This is a genomic window from Paenibacillus validus NBRC 15382, from assembly GCF_004000985.1.
GTDB lineage: Bacteria > Bacillota > Bacilli > Paenibacillales > NBRC-103111 > Paenibacillus_G > Paenibacillus_G validus.
In genome coordinates this window covers 322,936-340,392 of the sequence record NZ_BIMH01000001.1, presented here as the reverse complement: position 1 = coordinate 340,392, position 17,457 = coordinate 322,936, and the positions used below count along the sequence as shown (strand labels likewise).

The 17,457-nt window shown below is 56.5% G+C and carries 19 protein-coding genes; all 19 read left to right on the top strand.

Translation table 11 applies throughout. The features are described 5' to 3' along the window. The first annotated feature begins 14 nt into the window (after positions 1 to 14). The 19 genes from rpmF to lepB all read left to right on the top strand — a co-directional run bounded on the left by rpmF (position 15) and on the right by lepB (position 17,423). Positions 15 to 188 (top strand): 50S ribosomal protein L32, encoded by a 174-nt coding sequence (gene rpmF, locus PVA01S_RS01630; protein ID WP_127604602.1) that lies wholly within the window; start codon positions 15 to 17, stop codon positions 186 to 188. A gap of 163 nt (positions 189 to 351) precedes the next feature. Then, entirely contained in the window at positions 352 to 960 is a 609-nt protein-coding gene (fapR, locus tag PVA01S_RS01625; RefSeq protein ID WP_054798551.1) for a transcription factor FapR, read from the top strand. Beyond that, the gene (gene plsX / locus PVA01S_RS01620; protein ID WP_127604600.1) at positions 944 to 1,939 is read left to right on the top strand and encodes a phosphate acyltransferase PlsX; all 996 of its coding nucleotides are present in this window, start codon (positions 944 to 946) and stop codon (positions 1,937 to 1,939) included. Before fapR ends, plsX begins: the two co-directional genes overlap by 17 nt. Before the next feature lie 6 nt (positions 1,940 to 1,945). Then, complete coding sequence (locus tag PVA01S_RS01615; RefSeq protein ID WP_127604598.1) at positions 1,946 to 2,932, top strand: beta-ketoacyl-ACP synthase III; 987 nt, start codon at positions 1,946 to 1,948, stop codon at positions 2,930 to 2,932. Between the two features lie 42 nt (positions 2,933 to 2,974). Beyond that, complete coding sequence (gene fabD / locus PVA01S_RS01610) at positions 2,975 to 3,913, top strand: ACP S-malonyltransferase (protein ID WP_127604596.1); 939 nt, start codon at positions 2,975 to 2,977, stop codon at positions 3,911 to 3,913. Positions 3,914 to 3,992: 79 nt separating this feature from the next. Further along, positions 3,993 to 4,733: a 3-oxoacyl-[acyl-carrier-protein] reductase gene (gene fabG / locus PVA01S_RS01605; RefSeq protein WP_054798548.1), complete on the top strand. Its 741-nt coding sequence runs from the start codon at positions 3,993 to 3,995 to the stop codon at positions 4,731 to 4,733. A 164-nt stretch (positions 4,734 to 4,897) separates the two neighbouring features. Continuing rightward, on the top strand, positions 4,898 to 5,131 hold the full coding sequence (gene acpP, locus PVA01S_RS01600; RefSeq protein WP_054798549.1) for an acyl carrier protein: 234 nt from the start codon (positions 4,898 to 4,900) through the stop codon (positions 5,129 to 5,131). A gap of 179 nt (positions 5,132 to 5,310) precedes the next feature. Beyond that, a complete protein-coding gene (fabF, locus tag PVA01S_RS01595; protein WP_127604594.1) occupies positions 5,311 to 6,549 on the top strand; it encodes a beta-ketoacyl-ACP synthase II in 1,239 nt (412 codons plus the stop codon). A gap of 117 nt (positions 6,550 to 6,666) precedes the next feature. Next, a complete protein-coding gene (gene rnc / locus PVA01S_RS01590; RefSeq protein ID WP_127604592.1) occupies positions 6,667 to 7,371 on the top strand; it encodes a ribonuclease III in 705 nt (234 codons plus the stop codon). A gap of 114 nt (positions 7,372 to 7,485) precedes the next feature. Further along, the gene (smc, locus tag PVA01S_RS01585; protein WP_127604590.1) at positions 7,486 to 11,061 is read left to right on the top strand and encodes a chromosome segregation protein SMC; all 3,576 of its coding nucleotides are present in this window, start codon (positions 7,486 to 7,488) and stop codon (positions 11,059 to 11,061) included. A gap of 152 nt (positions 11,062 to 11,213) precedes the next feature. Further along, positions 11,214 to 12,212, top strand: a complete 999-nt coding sequence (gene ftsY / locus PVA01S_RS01580; RefSeq protein ID WP_127604588.1) for a signal recognition particle-docking protein FtsY — start codon at positions 11,214 to 11,216, stop codon at positions 12,210 to 12,212. A 325-nt stretch (positions 12,213 to 12,537) separates the two neighbouring features. Further along, positions 12,538 to 12,888, top strand: coding sequence for a putative DNA-binding protein (locus PVA01S_RS01575; protein WP_054798472.1), 351 nt, complete (start codon positions 12,538 to 12,540; stop codon positions 12,886 to 12,888). 38 nt (positions 12,889 to 12,926) lie between these two features. Further along, positions 12,927 to 14,294, top strand: a complete 1,368-nt coding sequence (gene ffh, locus PVA01S_RS01570) for a signal recognition particle protein (protein ID WP_054800296.1) — start codon at positions 12,927 to 12,929, stop codon at positions 14,292 to 14,294. Positions 14,295 to 14,353: 59 nt separating this feature from the next. Further along, entirely contained in the window at positions 14,354 to 14,626 is a 273-nt protein-coding gene (rpsP, locus tag PVA01S_RS01565) for a 30S ribosomal protein S16 (protein ID WP_054798473.1), read from the top strand. A gap of 22 nt (positions 14,627 to 14,648) precedes the next feature. Then, entirely contained in the window at positions 14,649 to 14,879 is a 231-nt protein-coding gene (locus PVA01S_RS01560) for a KH domain-containing protein (protein WP_054800297.1), read from the top strand. 67 nt (positions 14,880 to 14,946) lie between these two features. Next, entirely contained in the window at positions 14,947 to 15,471 is a 525-nt protein-coding gene (rimM, locus tag PVA01S_RS01555) for a ribosome maturation factor RimM (protein ID WP_054798474.1), read from the top strand. Beyond that, positions 15,468 to 16,220, top strand: a complete 753-nt coding sequence (gene trmD / locus PVA01S_RS01550; RefSeq protein ID WP_054800298.1) for a tRNA (guanosine(37)-N1)-methyltransferase TrmD — start codon at positions 15,468 to 15,470, stop codon at positions 16,218 to 16,220. The genes rimM and trmD overlap by 4 nt, the downstream gene beginning before the upstream one ends. Positions 16,221 to 16,422: 202 nt before the next feature. Then, entirely contained in the window at positions 16,423 to 16,764 is a 342-nt protein-coding gene (rplS, locus tag PVA01S_RS01545) for a 50S ribosomal protein L19 (protein WP_127604586.1), read from the top strand. Between the two features lie 74 nt (positions 16,765 to 16,838). After that, positions 16,839 to 17,423: a signal peptidase I gene (gene lepB / locus PVA01S_RS01540; protein ID WP_230876013.1), complete on the top strand. Its 585-nt coding sequence runs from the start codon at positions 16,839 to 16,841 to the stop codon at positions 17,421 to 17,423. Positions 17,424 to 17,457: the final 34 nt, after the last annotated feature.

Sequence of the window (17,457 nt, the reverse complement as noted above, 5' to 3'; positions counted from 1 at the left end):
AGGAGGTGGGAAATATGGCAGTACCTCAAAGGAGAACGTCCAAAACACGCCGTGACAAGCGTCGGACTCACTTTAAATTGGAAGTACCGGGTATGGTGAAATGTGACAATTGCGGCGAATTGAAGTTGGCTCACCGCGTTTGCAAATCTTGCGGCACGTATAAGAACAGAGAGATCATCAACCAGTAATTTCATACACACACAAAGAGATAGTATCCGCCGCCAAGGTTGGGTGCTATTTTTTTTGCCTGTCCTCGCTTCCCTTTTCTTGCCGAATCCAGTATACTTTTCTTTATGACTTGGTCATAAGATATAGTGTAAATCATAGGATATACGTAGATTGGATCATAAGGTGGTGCTCGCGATCGAACGCCTTCCCAAAAGACAACGCCAGCAGCAACTGGCGAAAGCTATTGAACAAAATCCTTTCATCACCGACGAGGAGTTGACTCGGCTGTTTCAGGTCAGCATTCAGACGATTCGTCTGGATCGGCTCGAGCTCGGGATTCCGGAGCTGCGCGAGCGGATGAAGCTGATGGCCGAGCAGTCTTACGACCAAGTGCGTTCGCTGCCGCTTCACGAGGTGATCGGGGACGTCATCGACTTGCAGCTCGACAAGAGCGGGATATCGATGTTTGAAATTAAAGAGGAGCATGTGTTCTCGCGAACGAAAATCGCGCGGGGCCACCACATCTTCTCGCAAGCCAATTCGCTTGCCGTGGCGCTCATTAACGATCAGGTCGCATTGACGGCGGCCGCGGACATCAGGTTCGTCCGTCCGGTTCGCCTTTCCGAAAAATGTATTGCCAAAGCATATGTACGTTCCATCTCCAAAGGCAAAGCTAAGGTGGAAGTGTTTACTTACGTTGGCGACGAAGTGGTGTTCCAAGGCAATTTTATTATTTATCACGCGAGCAAAGACCGCTCCGAAGGAGGAGAACTGCATGCGGATAGCGATTGACGCGATGGGCGGGGACCACGCCCCTGCGGCGCAAGTGGAAGGCGCGCTGCTGGCGGCTGCGGAATGGTCCGATACGACCGTCGTGCTCGTGGGCGACAGCGCCCGAATCGAACCGCTGCTTCAAGGCAGGAAGCCGGCGAATGTGGAGGTCCGTCATGCCTCGGAAATCATCGAAGCCGAAGACGAACCGGTGAAAGCCGTCCGGCGCAAGAAGGACGCTTCGATGGTAATCGCCGGGCGTATGGTAAAAGACCGCGAGGTCGACGCGATGATCTCGGCCGGCAATACCGGCGCGCTGATGACGACGGGGCTGCTCGTGGTCGGCCGGATTAAAGGGATTGAGCGTCCGGCGCTCGCTCCGATGCTGCCGTCGCTGGACGGCGAAGGGGTGCTTGCGCTGGACTTGGGCGCGAATATGGACGCGACGCCCGAACAGCTTGTGCAATATGCGATTATGGGCAGCATCTATCGCAGCAAGGTACATGGCCTGAAGGAGCCGCGTGTAGGCTTGCTTAACGTCGGTACCGAAGCGATGAAAGGCAATGAACTTACGAAAGCGGCATACCCGCTGCTGGAACAGGCGCCGGTTCGATTCGTCGGCAACATCGAGTCGCGCGACATCTTGAAGAAGCCATGCGACGTGATCGTCTGCGACGGCTTCGCCGGCAACATTATGCTGAAATCGCTGGAAGGAGCGGCTTCGGTCATTTTTTCCGTGCTCAAAACGGAATTCACGCGCACGTGGTATACGAAATTGGCCGCAGCTGTCGTGAAGAAGGGAATCGGGCAGTTCCGGAAAAAGATGGACTACAACGAGCACGGGGCGGCGCCTCTGCTTGGCGTGGACGGGCTCGTGCTGAAAAGCCACGGCTCTTCCAACGCGCTCGCCATCAAGAATGCCGTGCGCCAAGCGCGCATTGCGGTTTCGAACGAACTGGTCAGCAGTATACGGGTGGAAATCAGTAACGGAAGCGAGTGACCTAAGATGAGTTTATTGCCTGTCGGCATCATCGGTACGGGTAAATATGTGCCTGAACGGGTGTTAACCAATCAGGAGCTGGAACAAATGGTGGAAACGAACGATGAATGGATCGTCTCCCGGACGGGCATCCGCGAACGCCGGCTCGCGTCGAGTGAGCAAGCAACGTCGGATTTGGCGTACGAGGCGGCGCTCATCGCCCTGCGCAATGCGGGCGTGAGCGCCGAGAATCTCGACTTGATTATCGTGGCGACGGTGACGCCGGACATGTCTTTTCCGTCCACCTCCTGCATTTTGCAGGAGAAGCTGGGCGCCAAGAAGGCGGCTGCGTTCGACCTGTCCGCGGCCTGCTCCGGTTTTATATACGGTCTCGCGACCGGCTCGAACTTTATAGCGACCGGCGTGTACAAGAATGTGCTTGTCGTGGGAGCGGAATGCTTGTCCAGGATTACGGATTACACGGACCGCAACACCTGCATTTTGTTCGGGGACGGGGCAGGCGCGGTCGTGCTCGGCCAAGTGCCGGAAGGACGCGGTTTCAAATCGTTCGAGCTGGGCGCCGACGGCACCGGCGGTCCGCTGCTGAGGGTAGCCGCCGGGGGCTCACGCTGTCCGGCAACGCCGGAGACGCTTCAAGGCAAAGATCATTTCATCTATATGGCCGGAGCGGAAGTGTTCAAATTCGCCGTTCGCATTATGGGTGGTGCGGCGGAAGAAGCGCTTCGCAAAGCGGGTCTGGAGAAGAGCGACATCGATCTGCTCGTTCCGCATCAAGCGAACATCCGGATTATTCAATCGTCGCTGCAGCGTCTGGAGCTCAGCGAAGACAAGTGCATGATCAACTTGGATAAATACGGCAACATGTCAGCAGCCTCGATCCCGGTGGCTTTGGCGGAAGCCGTGGAAGCGGGACGGGTCCGGGAAGGCGACTGCGTCGTGCTTGTCGGGTTCGGCGGCGGTTTGACTTGGGGCGCATCCGTGCTGATTTGGTAACAACGCGATCGTAAGGGGTCAATCGTTGAAGGAGGCTTTCTGATGGGGAAATTGGCATTTGTGTTTCCGGGACAAGGGGCGCAGGCGGTCGGCATGGGCAAAGACATCGTCGAAGCCGACCCGGAGGCGAAACGCGTATATGAGGCTGCGGATGAAGCGCTTGGTATGGCGTTAAGCCGCATTATCCTGGAAGGACCGGAGGCCGAGCTGAAGGCGACGTACAACACGCAGCCGGCGCTCTTGACGACGAGTATCGCCTACCTGGAACGCTTCCAGGCGCGCTACGGCTTGAAGCCGGATTATGTCGCCGGCCACAGTCTGGGCGAATACTCGGCGCTGGTGGCGGCGGGCGTTATGAGCTTCGCCGATGCGGTGCGCACCGTGCGGGCGCGCGGGGAGTTCATGGAAGCCGCCGTGCCGAGCGGACAAGGGGCCATGGCGGCCGTTCTCGGCGCGGACCGCGAAGCGCTGAAGTCGCTGTGCGCGTCAATCAGCGGCGAAGCTGGCATCGTTGAACTGGCGAACTTGAACTGCCCCGGCCAAATTGTCGTATCCGGCAGTGTGGCGGGCGTTCAGGCCGTCGGCGAGCGGGGCAAAGAGGCGGGCGCCAAACGGGTTATTCCGCTTGAAGTGAGCGGTCCGTTCCACTCTTCCATGATGCGTCCGGCTTCGGAGAAGCTGGCCGGGGTGTTGTCCGGCATCGAGATGGCGCGCGCTGCAATTCCCGTTGTCGCTAACGTCAACGCCCGGCCGGTACAGGATCCGGCGGAAATCCGCAGCCTGCTCGTGGAGCAAGTATACAGCTCCGTCCTGTGGGAAGACAGCGTAGTCTGGTTGATCGCCGAAGGCGTGGATACGTTCGTCGAATTCGGCAGCGGCAGCGTGCTGGCGGGGCTGATCAAAAAAATCGACCGCAGCGTTACGGTGCATTCGATCAACAGCTTGGAAGCGCTCGAGAAATTTCAAATCGAATCCGTGTGACCCCAAGGGTTGGGGTTGCTTAGGATCGGAGTTCCGCGCGAAGTTATCTGCCGGAACGCGAATCTGGGAGGGATAACGTATGCTTACGGGAAAAGTGGCGCTCGTGACGGGCGCATCGCGCGGGATCGGCCGCGCCATCGCGGTTACGCTTGCCGAAGCGGGCGCCGATGTCGTCGTCAATTATGCGGGCAGCGAAGCGGCGGCGGCGGAGACGGTCGCGCTGATCGAGGCTCTCGGACGCCGTTCGTTCAAGGTGCGGGCGAATGTCGGTTCTTCGCAGGAAGTGGACGAGATGTTCAAGCAAGTGCTGGAGACGTTCGGCCGCATCGACATTCTGGTCAACAACGCCGGCATTACGCGCGACAATTTGATCATGCGCATGAAAGAGGAAGAGTTCGACCAAGTGATCGAAACGAACCTTAAAGGCGTGTTTAATTGTGTGAAAGCGGCGACGCGTCCGATGATGAAACAGCGTTCCGGCCGCATCATCAACATTTCGTCGGTCGTCGGCGCGCTCGGCAACGCGGGACAGGCGAATTACGTGGCGGCCAAAGCCGGCGTCATCGGGATGACGAAGGCGACGGCGAAGGAGTTGTCCTCCCGCGGCATAACGGTCAACTGTGTTGCTCCGGGCTTTATCGAGACCGACATGACCGACAAGCTGTCCGAAGAACTGCGCTCCGGCTTGCTTCAGCAAATTCCGCTCGCCCGTCTCGGGAAGCCGGAAGATATCGCGAAAGCGGTGCGGTTCCTGGCGTCCGACGATGCGTCTTACATGACCGGCCAAACGATACACGTCGACGGCGGCATGTATATGTAACGGACGCCACGGCAACAATGAGCAAAGGTATTCGGTCGTAAACGCCCGATTTCGGGCGATATGCGTCGAAAACGGAAGTCCTCGTGTTTTTTTAACTGCGATTGGGGCTGGCTATGGCAATTTGTCCATAAGTTAAGTATAATACCAAAGAGGAGGTGAACCGGATGTCCGACGTAATAGATCGCGTAAAGCGAATCGTCGTTGACCGTCTTGGCGTTGATGAGGCGGAAGTGACCTTGGAAGCATCGTTTAAAGATGATTTAGGTGCCGATTCTCTCGATGTAGTGGAGTTGGTTATGGAATTGGAAGATGAGTTTGATATGGAAATCTCTGACGAAGACGCAGAGAAAATCGCTACTGTAGGTCAAGTAGTTGAGTACATAAAATCTCATACGTAAGACGTATAAGTCCCGTTACTGTTAAGCGACGGGACTTATCTCCATCTCCGCCTAACGAGGAGCGAAGCCCGGTATATAAGCGCTCTCCTGTTTGACGTAATTGGCTACTAATTCTGGTGACAACGAGAATCGGACGATGCCGGTCTCGGTGCAACCATATTCATAGAGGTGGGTTTATAGTGAAGCAAAGAGTCGTGATAACCGGTCTTGGTGTTATGTCCGCGCTCGGCCGCGAAGTGGAAACGTTCTGGTCGAATTTGCTTGCGGGGAAATCCGGGGTCAGCACCATCGAATCGTTCGATGTAAGCGAGTACCCTACACGGATTGCTGCAGAAATTAAAGACTTCGTTGTTGAAGAATATGTGGATAAGAAAGAAGCGCGCCGCATGGACCGTTTTGTTCAGTTCGCCGTTGCGGCGACGCTGAATGCGTTGAAGGACGCGCAGCTCGACGTTCGCGAGCAAACCGATCCCGAACGCGTCGGGGTGTATGTCGGCTCGGGAATCGGCGGTTTGTCGACATGGGAAGAGCAGCACAAGATTTTGCTTGAAAAAGGACCGAAGCGCGTCAGTCCGTTCTTCATTCCGATGATGATCGCGAACATGGCATCGGGCCAAATTTCGATGATCACCGGTGCAAAAGGCCCGAACAGCACGGCGGTTACGGCTTGCGCAACGGGAACGCACTCGATCGGCGACGCCTACAAAACGATCCAGCACGGCGATGCCGATGTGATGATTTGCGGCGGCGCGGAAGCGACGATCAGTCCGACGGGCGTGGCCGGCTTCTGTGCGCTGCGCGCCATGTCTACCCGCAACGACGAGCCGGAGAAGGCGAGCCGGCCGTTCGATACAGGCCGCGACGGCTTCGTGATGGGGGAAGGGGCCGGGATTTTGATTCTGGAGTCGCTGGAGCATGCGCAGAAGCGCGGCGCCCGTATTTACGGCGAAGTGATCGGATACGGGATGAGCGGCGATGCGTACCATATGACCGATCCGGATCCGGACGGCGCGGCCCGCTGCATGGTGAAAGCGGTCAAGGATGCCGATATTCCATTTGAAGCGATCGATTACATTAATGCGCACGGCACGTCGACCCCGGTCGGGGACAGGTCTGAAACGACCGCGATCAAGAAAGCGTTCGGCGACCATGCCTACAAGCTGGCGGTCAGCTCGACCAAATCGATGACGGGTCATCTGCTTGGGGCGGCCGGCGGTGTCGAAGCGCTGATCTGCGCGCTCGCGTTGAAGAACAGCATCATTCCACCGACGATCAACCTCGACAATCAAGATCCGGAATGCGATCTGGATTACGTGCCGAACACGGCGCGTCCGGCGGATCTGGGCATCGTGATGTCCAACTCGTTCGGCTTCGGCGGCCACAACGCCACCATCATTTTGAAAAAATACGAGGCGTAACTTGCCTCACCGGAATTTGATCCTGCACGATGTTTAATGGGGCTGGGCGAGCTTGGCGGAAGTTACGCATTAGGCGCCCAGCCTCATAACCAATAGCCTATACGAAGGTGATACGACATGCATCGTAATTTAAAACAGTTGCAATCGGAGCTGTCCATCCCGTTTGGGAATCCGGACCTGCTAAGGCAGGCGTTTACGCATTCGTCCTACGTGAACGAGCACCGCATGGGTCATCATAAGGACAATGAGCGCATTGAATTTTTGGGAGACGCGGTGTTGGAACTTACGGTATCCGAATATTTATATGAGAAATACCCGGACCGGACAGAAGGAGAATTGACGAAGCTGAGAGCTTCAATCGTTTGCGAACCTTCGCTCGTCGGTTTTGCCGAGCAGCTCCAATTCGGTTCTTATGTGCTGCTAGGCAAAGGCGAAGAGCTGACTGGGGGACGCACCCGGCCTGCGCTTTTGGCGGACGTGTTCGAATCGTTCATCGGGGCGCTGTATCTGGACCAGGGACTCGAGGTGGTGCGCATGTTTTTGCAGCGGCATATGTTTCCTTACCTGCCGGAGCAGGGGCGGTTATTGACGGCCGATTACAAAACCTTGCTGCAGGAGCATACGCAGCAGCACAATCTCGGTCCGCTTGAGTACAGAATCGTGGACGAACGCGGACCGGCGCACGAGCGGGTGTTTATCGCCGAAGTGTTTCTGCACGATCGGATGCTCGGGCAAGGGGCGGGGCGCTCCAAGAAAGAAGCGGAGCAGCATGCGGCTGCCGGGGCGCTTGAAGCTTTGAAGGTAAGAACGGTGCAATCGTAAAGCAAGGAGGAGCGGCGGCCGGTGGTCGCCGTTTCTTTTTTGCGGCCCGACCGGGATCGGGGTATCTACGAAGCGCTGAGGATGTGTTACAATAGCCGTAAGAGGTGAGCCAATTTGTTTTTAAAGCGTATTGAGCTTTCGGGTTTCAAATCATTCGCCGACCGCACCGAACTGGAGTTCGTGCAAGGCATTACGGCGGTCGTCGGCCCGAACGGAAGCGGCAAGAGCAACATCTCCGACGGCATCCGCTGGGTGCTCGGGGAGCAAAGTGCGAGATCGCTGCGCGGGGGCAATATGCAGGATGTCATTTTTGCCGGAAGCGATGCGCGTAAAGCGGTCAATTACGGCGAGGTGTCGCTGACGCTGGATAATGCCAGTCAATCGCTGCCGCTTGATTTTAACGAAGTGACCGTGACCCGGCGGGTGCACCGGAGCGGGGAAAGCGAATATTTAATTAATAAACAGCCGTGCCGTTTGAAGGACATCACCGAGCTGTTCATGGATACCGGGATTGGAAAGGAAGCGTACTCGATTATCGGGCAGGGCCGGATCGAGGAAATTTTAAGTACGAAATCGGAGGACCGCCGGGGTATTTTCGAAGAAGCTTCGGGGATCGTCAAATATAAATCGCGGAAGAAGGAAACGGAGAAAAAGCTGCAGGAAACCGAGCAAAACCTGCTTCGGATTCATGATTTGGTGTCGGAGCTCGAGGATCAGCTGGATCCGCTTCGCACGCAATCCGAGAAGGCGATTCGCTTCAAGGAATTGAAGGAAGAGCTGAAGTCGAGCGAAATCGCCATGTACGTGTATCAGATCGAACAGATTTACGAGACGTGGGCGGATACAAATACGAAGCTGGAGACGTTGAAGCAGTCTCAGCTGGAGCTTGCCGGTTTCGTCAGCGCGCACGATGCACAGCTCGAGACCGACCGCTGGGAGCTGCGGCGCTTGGAAGAAGTCGTCGAAGGGCTGCAGGCGAGCTTGCTGCAAATCAGTGAGGAGTTCGAGAAATGCGAAGGCCAGGGCGAAGTGCTGAAGGAGCGGAAGAAGAACTACGCTTCGAACCGCGCGCAGCTGGAAATTACGGCGAGGCAGCAGGAAGACCGCTTGGCGGACAAGCAGGCTGAGCTTGGGGAGCTGCGCGGGAAGCTGCAGGCGGTCGCAGACAGGCTCGCCGAAACGCAAGGGATGCTGCGGGCCGAGGAGGACCGGCTGCTCGGCGTAGCCGGCGGCATCAGCAGCGCCGAAGAAGACCGCTTGAAGACCGAGCTGCTCGAGCTGTTGAACCAAACGGCGAATGCACGCAACGAAGCGCGTTATGCGGAGCAGCAGCTGGAGGCGCTGTCACGGCGCATGGGCCGGCTCGGCGACGAGCACCGCAAATGGCGGGAGCAGCAGGACGGCATTGCGGCGCGTAAAGCTGAGCTGGAGCTCCGGCTCGCGCAAGCGGTCGCCGGCATCGAGGAGGTACGTAACCGTTATTTGCAGGTGAACCAAGGTCTGCGCGCGAAGCAGACGCTTTCGGACGAAACGCAGGCGACGGTGCGCAAGTGGGAGCAAAAGCTGGATGCGCTTATTTCACGGCGGGACACGATGAACGAAATGGCCAGCGATTACGACGGCTTCATGCACGGGGTTAAGGAAGTGCTGAAGGCCAAAAGCCGCGGCGATCTTCGCGGGATACGCGGCGCCGTGGCCGAGCTTGTGAAAGTGCCTGCCCAGGTGGAAGTGGCGATGGAGACCGCACTCGGCGGGGCGCTGCAGCATGTCGTCGTCGAGAGCGAGGCGGAAGGCCGCGAAGCGATCGCCTTCCTGAAGCGCCGTCAGCTCGGACGCGCCACGTTCCTGCCGCTTGATGTCATCCGCGGGCGGTCCATTCCGGACAGCGAACAGCGCGCCATTCAAGGCATGGATGGCTTTGTCGGCATAGCGGTCGATCTCGTGCAGTTTGAGGAGACGTACCGGCATATCGTCGGCAGCTTGCTCGGCAATGTGATCGTCGCCCAGACGCTTGAGGTGGCGAACCGCATTGCGGCGCGCGTTCAATACCGTTACCGCGTCGTCACGCTGGAGGGGGACGTCGTCAACCCCGGCGGTTCGATGACCGGGGGAAGCCAGCAGAAGAAAACGACCAGCTTGCTCAGCCGTCAGCGGCAAATCGAGGAGATGGATAAAGAAATCGCCGTCTCCCAGTCGCAGCTGCGCGAGCTGCGTGCGAAATCGGAAGCGATGCGGCAGGAAGTCGCCGATGCGAACAAAGAGCTGGACGAGCTTCGCGCTCTTGGGGAAACCCGGCGCATCGAGGAGCAGCAAATTCGCGCATCGCTTGCGCCGCTTGACAGCGAAGCGAAGCAGGCGGCCGAGCAGCTGGAGCTGTACGGGGCCGACGATGAGTCGCTCTCGGCGGAACGCACGGAGCTGGAGCGCAAACGCGCTGCCGCCCTGGAAGCATTGGAGCGTCTTGCGAAGGAGGAGGCCGATCTGCAGCAAGCGATCCGGGATGCGGAAGTTCGCCGGAAGGCAAGCGAGTTCGCCAAGGAAGAGCTGCAGTCGCAGCTGACCGATCTGAAAGTGAAGGTCGCCTCCCAAATGCAGGAGAAGCAATCGCTCCAAGAGCAGGAACGCCGGATGTCGGCGGAGCTGGAGTCGATCCGGACCGAGCTGGAAGCATGCCGTTCTGCGCTCCGGCAGCTGGAAGCGGACATGGACAATCATGATCAGGCGACGATTCGGCAGATTGAGCAGCTGAACGAATTAAAGCTGAAGAAGCAAGAGGTCGCCGAACAGCTGGACATGAAACGGGCCGAACGGGCAAGCGGCGTGGCCAAGCTGGAAGCGGAGGAGAACAAGACGAAGGAGCAGCGCAACGAGCTGCGTGCGGTCGAGGAGCAGCTGAGGCAAACCGAGGTTCGGGTGAACCGGTTGGATGTCGAGCTCGAGAACTTGTTGAAGAAGCTGTCCGAGGACTACGAATTGAGCTACGAGCTGGCGAAGGAGCGGTTTCCGGTGCCGGAGGACGTGCTCGGTACGCAAAACAAGGTGCGCGACCTGAAACGCGAAATTTCGATTTTAGGCGATGTCAACTTGGGGGCGATCGAGGAGTATCAGCGCGTCAATGAACGGTTCCAGTTTTTGTCGGAGCAGAAGAACGACTTGGTTGAGGCCAAGACGGCGCTGTATGCGGTCATCCGCGAGATGGACGAAGAAATGGCGAAGCGATTCCGCACAACGTTCGACGCGATTCGCTCTCACTTCGTCGTCGTGTTCGCGAAGCTGTTCGGCGGCGGCCGCGCGGATCTGATCTTGTCCGAGCCGGATAACCTGCTCGATACGGGCATCGAAATCGTCGCTCAGCCTCCCGGCAAAAAGCTGCAAAACCTGCAGCTGCTGTCCGGCGGCGAGCGTGCGCTGACTGCGATCGCGCTGCTGTTCTCGATCATCCGCGTCAAGCCTGTGCCGTTCTGCGTGCTCGATGAGGTGGAGGCGGCGCTGGACGAAGCGAACGTCACTCGTTTCGCCGAATATTTGCGCGAGTTTTCGCAGCAAACGCAGTTTATCGTGGTGACGCACCGCAAAGGCACGATGGAGGAAGCCGATGTGTTGTACGGCGTGACGATGGAGGAAGGCGGCGTGTCCAAGCTCGTGTCCGTCCGGCTGGAGGAAGACGAAGCGATTATGGAGGCCGGCTGATCCGGGCTAGCAGGCTCGCCCTTCCCGGGTGCGGCTGCCGGCCTGGTAGCTTCCTTCGGCACGTTTGGCGGAAATAGCGGAACTGTGGTATCTTAATTTACGCCGATAACCGAAGAAGATTCGCTTATTTTACATAAAAGGTGGATGGTTTCGTGAGTTTTTTTAAACGATTGAAGGAAAGCATTTCGTCCAAAGCCGAGGCGGTGACGAGCAAGTTTAAAGAAGGGCTTGCCAAGACGCGGGATGTGTTCGTCGAACGGGTCGAGGATTTGTTCACGCGCCGGAAAAAAATCGACGAGGAGTTTTACGAGGAGCTTGAAGAGATTCTGATCGGGGCGGACGTTGGCGTAAATACGGTGCTGAAGCTGATCGAGGAGCTGCGCGCCGAGGTGCGTAAACGCAAAATTGAGAGCCCGAGCGAGCTGCAGCCGATTTTGTCGGAGAAGATCATCGCCCTGCTGAAGGGGGAAGAGCACGCCGCATTGAACATGGCTGCCAGCGGGCTAACGGTCATTCTGTTTGTCGGCGTCAACGGTGTCGGCAAGACGACGACGATCGGCAAGATGGCGCATATGCTCAAGTCGGAAGGCAAGAACGTTCTGCTTGCCGCCGGCGACACGTTCCGTGCCGGTGCGATCGAGCAGCTTGAAGAATGGGGGAGGCGCGTCGGCGTCGACGTCATCAAGCAGCAGGCCGGGTCCGATCCGGCGGCGGTCATGTTCGATGCGCTGCAAGCGGCCAAGTCGCGAGGCGTCGACGTGCTGCTGTGCGATACGGCAGGACGGCTTCAGAACAAAGTGAATCTGATGGAAGAGCTGAATAAAATATTCCGCATCATCCGCCGGGAGGTGCCGGATGCGCCGCACGAAGTGCTGCTTGTGCTCGACGCGACGACCGGTCAGAACGCGCTGATGCAAGCGAAGCTGTTCGACGAGAAGTCCGGGCTAACCGGTCTCGTCCTGACGAAGCTGGACGGGACGGCCAAGGGCGGTATCGTCGTGGCGATTCGTCAAGAGCTGAAGCTGCCGGTGAAATTCGTCGGCCTCGGCGAGAAGATGGACGATCTGCAGCCGTTCGACTCCGATCAGTTCGTACACGCGTTGTTTAACAAATGGGTGGAAGCGGAGAAGGAAGAGACGTCCCAAAGTTAGCAGTGAACAGGCGGAAGCCTGCTGCCGAGACCAAACCGTGGATGGGCCGGGGCCTGTCCGTGTGTATATCTTGGGCGCTGGCGGAGAGCAATCCGAAAGCAGAGAACAGTCTGGTTGCAATTGGAGAGCAGTCGGCGCGAGCCCGGCATCAGCCTGAGGAGCCATCCAACAGTTGACTGAGTGTCCTGCAGGGGCAAGGCGTGCGGCGCGCATCTTCCGCTTATAGCCTGACAAGGAGAAAAGCTTGACATCTGTTGATCGTTTCAGTATGATAAGTGATGTTGTCTGCTGTAAAGTGTTTTACCTTAACGGAGGTGAGGCGCGGATGTCGGAAGAGAGCGTCCTCCAGAAAACCAATCGGATCAACCTGCTGTTCGATTTTTATGAACGTCTGCTGACCGAGAAGCAGCAAGTGTTTATGAAGCATTATTTTCACGACGATTATTCGCTCGGGGAAATCGCAACGGAGTTCAATATTAGCCGCCAAGCGGTCTACGAACATATAAAGCGTGCCGAATCCGTGCTTGAAGAGTACGAATCGAAGCTGAATCTGCTCGTCAAGCATGAGGAGCGCGGACGGCTATTGGAGCGAATGACCGCTCTAGCGGACGCGCTGCCCGACGATGAGAAGCGTCAGCTGCTTGAGCTGGCGGATCGGCTGCAAACACTCGACTAAACGCGGGGGATATTCCTCCTTAAAGGTGGTGACGACGGATGGCATTCGAAGGATTATCCAACCGGCTGCAAAGCGTCTTCAGCAAGCTGAGAGGCAAAGGAAAGCTGACCGAAGACGATGTCAACGAAGCGCTTCGCGAGGTTCGTCTCGCGCTGCTGGAAGCCGACGTCAACTTTAAAGTCGTGAAAGATTTCGTCGCCAAAGTGAGAGAACGGGCGATCGGCCAAGAAGTGCTGCAAAGCTTTACGCCGGGCATGGTCGTCGTCGATATAGTGAACAAAGAGCTGACCGCGCTGATGGGCGGGACGCAAAGCAAGCTGGCTCGCGCCAACAAGCCGCCGACCGTGATCATGATGGCCGGTTTGCAAGGTGCGGGTAAGACGACGACGACGGGGAAGCTGGCGAAGATGCTTCAGCAGCAAAACCACCGTCCACTGCTTGCGGCGGCGGACATTTACCGGCCGGCTGCGATTAAGCAGCTCCAGGTGCTCGGCGAGCAGCTGAAAATTCCGGTATTCGCGCTGGGCGACAAGGTGAGCCCGGTAGACATCGCGAGGCAAGCGCTGCAGCATGCGAAAGACAATCATAACGATTATTTGATCATCGATACCGCGGGCCGCTTACATATCGACGAGAACTTGATGGACGAGCTGAAGCAAATCGCCCAAGCGGTTAGTCCGGACGAGATTCTTCTGGTCGTGGACGCGATGACCGGACAAGATGCGGTTAACGTTGCCGAAAGCTTCCACAAACAGCTGGAGCTGACCGGTGTCGTGTTGACGAAGCTCGACGGCGATACGCGCGGCGGAGCTGCGTTGTCCGTTAAAGCGGTCACCGGCTGCCCGATCAAATTCGCGGCGATGGGCGAGAAGATGGATGCGCTCGAACCGTTCCATCCGGAGCGGATGGCTTCGCGGATTCTCGGCATGGGCGACATGCTGACGCTGATTGAGAAGGCCCAGGCCGGCATCGACGCGGATAAAGCCAAGGAAATGGAACGCAAGCTGCGGCAGGCGGAATTCACCTTCGACGATTTCCTCGATCAGATGGAACAAGTCAAGAAGCTCGGCCCGCTTGATCAGATCCTGGATATGCTGCCGGGGGCAGGGAAGCTCAAGGGCATGAAGGACGTCAAGGTGGACGACAAGCAAATGGCGCGAATTGCGGCGATTGTGAAGTCGATGACGAAGGAAGAGCGGCAAAATCCGGATTTGCTGAGTCCAAGCCGACGCAAGAGACTGGCTGCTGGCAGCGGCAATTCCGTGCAGGACGTGAACCGGTTCATCAAGCAGTTCGACGATATGCGCAAGATGATGAAGCAGTTCTCCAGTATGATGGGGCCGAAAGGCGCCAAACAGATGAAAAACCTCAAGAAGTTAGGCCGCGGGATGAAGTTCCCGTTCTAAATAGCCGAAAGGCGCGCGGCTTTTACGCCGTTTATCTTATCAGGGAGGTGAATTTTAACATGGCAACTCGCATTCGTCTTAAACGTATGGGCGCTCACAAAGCTCCTTTCTACCGTGTGGTGGTATCGGATTCCCGTTCCCCGCGTGACGGTCGCTTCATCGAAGAAATCGGTACTTACAATCCGGTGGCTCAACCCGCTGTTGTAAATATTGACGAGGAAAAAGCACTGAAATGGCTTCAAAACGGTGCTCAAGCTTCCGATACGGTCCGCAGCCTGTTCAGCAAAGCAGGTATCATGACCAAGTTTCACGAATCCAAACTGCAGAAGTAATCTGTAAGATTCGGAGGGTACGATGAAAGATCTGATTCTCGTAATAGCGAAGAGGCTTGTCGATCATCCGGATGACGTACGTGTGAATACGGTCGAAGACGAACGCAATATTACGTTCGAGCTTTCCGTTCACCCCGACGATGTCGGGAAAGTGATCGGAAAGCAAGGACGCATTGCCAAGGCGCTTCGCACCGTGGTCACTTCTGCTGCAGTGAAGGAATCGAAACGTGTTTCGGTTGAAATCGTATCATAATGGAAATGATGAGGGTTAGGAGCTGCTTCCTAACCCTTTTCTTGTTTAAGGAGGCCCTGAGATTACGATGAGCGAAAAGCTGTATACAGTCGGTAAAATCGTCAATACGCACGGCATTCGCGGCGAATTGAAAATCGTGCCGCAAACCGATTTTGCGGACGAACGCTTCGCCGCAGGCAGCAAGCTGGTGTTCGTCGATCCGAATTCATCGGCGACCTTGCCTGTCACAGTCGAGTCGGCCCGGGAGCATAAAACGATGTTCATTATCCGCTTCCGGGGATTCGGGAATATCAACGAGGTGGAGAAGTACAAAGGCTGGCTGCTGAAGGTCGAGGAAAAATACTTGTCGGAGCTTCCGGACGGCGAGTTTTATTATCATGAGATCGTCGGCTGTACGGTGGTAACGGAAGAGGGCGAAACGCTCGGGGAAATTACCGAGATTTTATCCCCCGGCGCCAACGACGTGTGGGTCGTGAAACGTCCGAAGGGCAAACCGCTTCTGCTTCCTTACATCGACGACGTCATTTTGGATGTGGATGTCGAAGGGAAGAAAGTGACAGCCCGATTAATGGAAGGCTTGCTCGACCTATGAGGATCGATGTGCTGACGCTGTTTCCGGAGATGTTCGAAGGCGTGTTTACCTCCAGCATTCTCGGCAAGGCGAGAGAGAAAGGGCTTGTAGAGCTCCATACCGTCAACTTTCGGGATTACGCGAACAACAAGCATAACACGGTTGACGATTACCCGTACGGCGGTGGAGGCGGCATGGTGCTGAAGCCCGATCCGATTTTCGCCGCGGTGGAAGACATAACGCCAAAAGACGAAACGAAGCCGAGAGTCATCCTCATGTGCCCGCAGGGCGAGCCTTTTACGCAAAAGAAAGCGGAGGAGCTGTCAGCGGACAAGCATCTGATCTTCATCTGCGGCCACTACGAAGGCTACGACGAACGGATTCGCGAGCATCTGGTAACCGACGAGCTATCGATTGGCGATTACGTCCTGACTGGCGGCGAGCTGCCGGCCATGGTTGTGATCGATAGTGTCGTGCGGCTGCTGCCCGGCGTCCTGGGTAATGAAATGTCAGCGGTGACGGACTCGTTCAGCACCGGTTTGCTGGAGTATCCGCACTACACCAGGCCTGCCACATTCCGCAATTGGAGCGTGCCGGATGTGCTCATTTCCGGGCATCATGGACATATTGACGAGTGGCGCCGCAAGCAATCGTTGTACCGGACTTGGAAGAAGCGGCCCGATCTGCTGGCAGCTGCCGACCTTACCCCGAAGGATCGCAAGTGGCTGGCGGAATTCGAAGCGGAACGTGATCGGACGGAAGCCGATTGAGGGACTCGTCCGACCGAAATTACATAGGCAAAAAAGCAGGAGAAATCCGGAAGTTCATATTGAATAATGCACGAGTTTATGTTATGATATTTGACGTTGTGGCATTTTGCCACGAGTACGGTGGTCCTCTGCGCGTGACGAATGAAAAGACAGGCATCTTAAGAAGCGGCAAGAACACCTGTGTGGAAGGAGGGAGTCATCCATGAATTTGATTCAAGAGATTACGAAGGAACAGCTTCGCAGCGACATTCCGAGCTTTCGTCCTGGCGACACGTTGAAAGTGTATGTTAAGGTTATCGAGGGTTCGCGCGAGCGGATTCAGCTGTTCGAAGGCGTTGTAATTAAACGTCGCGGCGGCGGAATCAGCGAAACGTTCACGGTAAGAAAAATTTCTTACGGTGTCGGCGTTGAAAGAACGTTCCCGATTCATACTCCGAAGATCGACAAGATTGAAGTGGCTCGCCGTGGTAAAGTCCGTCGCGCGAAGCTCTACTATCTGCGCGGCCTTCGCGGTAAAGCAGCAAGAATTCAAGAAATTCGATAAGAAGAACACCGGGGGCTTGTTCAGACAAGCCCCTGTTCTATTTTTTCAGCACGATGCAAAGGGGTAGAACGCCGATGGAGCAGGGACAGGAACAATCCGTGAAAAAAGCGAATTCGGTCAAGAACGAAGCTTGGGAATGGACGAAGGCGCTGCTGCTGGCGGCAGCTCTTGTGATTATCATACGCTGGCTTATTTGCTCCCCGTTCGTCGTAGAAGGCCCGTCTATGGAGCCGAATTTCTACACGGGCGAAAAAATGATCGTGAACAAAATTTTGTATAAGTTCCGTGAGCCGAAACGCGGCGAAGTGCTCGTATTCCTCGCTCCCGACGGCAGAGACTACATAAAACGCGTCATCGCCTTACCGGGCGATAAAGTCCGGGTAGAGGGCGACAAAGTGTACGTCAACGACACGCAGGTCGAAGAAGCTTATTTGAAGGAAGCGTTGGATGAAGCTGCGAAGAAGGGCGTACCTTATAACCGACTGAACAATTTTGCGGAACAAACTGTGCCCGAAAACAGCTTGTTCGCGATGGGCGACAATCGTTCGAACAGCCTGGACAGCCGGGACAGCCGCGTAGGCTTTGTGCCGTATGATCATATCATTGGACGGGCGGATGTCATTTACTGGCCGCTCGATAAAATCAGCCTGATCCATTAACCGGGTCAGGCTTTATGTATACTTAGGCGAGGTG

Bases quoted from the DNA above. Each gene is read 5' to 3' on its own strand.
- rpmF (WP_127604602.1), top strand. From the start codon at position 15: ATGGCAGTACCTCAAAGGAGAACGTCCAAAACACGCCGTGACAAGCGT.
- plsX (WP_127604600.1), top strand. From the start codon at position 944: ATGCGGATAGCGATTGACGCGATGGGCGGGGACCACGCCCCTGCGGCG.
- PVA01S_RS01615 (WP_127604598.1), top strand. From the start codon at position 1,946: ATGAGTTTATTGCCTGTCGGCATCATCGGTACGGGTAAATATGTGCCT.
- fabD (WP_127604596.1), top strand. From the start codon at position 2,975: ATGGGGAAATTGGCATTTGTGTTTCCGGGACAAGGGGCGCAGGCGGTC.
- fabG (WP_054798548.1), top strand. From the start codon at position 3,993: ATGCTTACGGGAAAAGTGGCGCTCGTGACGGGCGCATCGCGCGGGATC.
- acpP (WP_054798549.1), top strand. From the start codon at position 4,898: ATGTCCGACGTAATAGATCGCGTAAAGCGAATCGTCGTTGACCGTCTT.
- rnc (WP_127604592.1), top strand. From the start codon at position 6,667: ATGCATCGTAATTTAAAACAGTTGCAATCGGAGCTGTCCATCCCGTTT.
- PVA01S_RS01575 (WP_054798472.1), top strand. From the start codon at position 12,538: ATGTCGGAAGAGAGCGTCCTCCAGAAAACCAATCGGATCAACCTGCTG.
- ffh (WP_054800296.1), top strand. From the start codon at position 12,927: ATGGCATTCGAAGGATTATCCAACCGGCTGCAAAGCGTCTTCAGCAAG.
- rpsP (WP_054798473.1), top strand. From the start codon at position 14,354: ATGGCAACTCGCATTCGTCTTAAACGTATGGGCGCTCACAAAGCTCCT.
- PVA01S_RS01560 (WP_054800297.1), top strand. From the start codon at position 14,649: ATGAAAGATCTGATTCTCGTAATAGCGAAGAGGCTTGTCGATCATCCG.
- rimM (WP_054798474.1), top strand. From the start codon at position 14,947: ATGAGCGAAAAGCTGTATACAGTCGGTAAAATCGTCAATACGCACGGC.
- trmD (WP_054800298.1), top strand. From the start codon at position 15,468: ATGAGGATCGATGTGCTGACGCTGTTTCCGGAGATGTTCGAAGGCGTG.
- rplS (WP_127604586.1), top strand. From the start codon at position 16,423: ATGAATTTGATTCAAGAGATTACGAAGGAACAGCTTCGCAGCGACATT.
- lepB (WP_230876013.1), top strand. From the start codon at position 16,839: ATGGAGCAGGGACAGGAACAATCCGTGAAAAAAGCGAATTCGGTCAAG.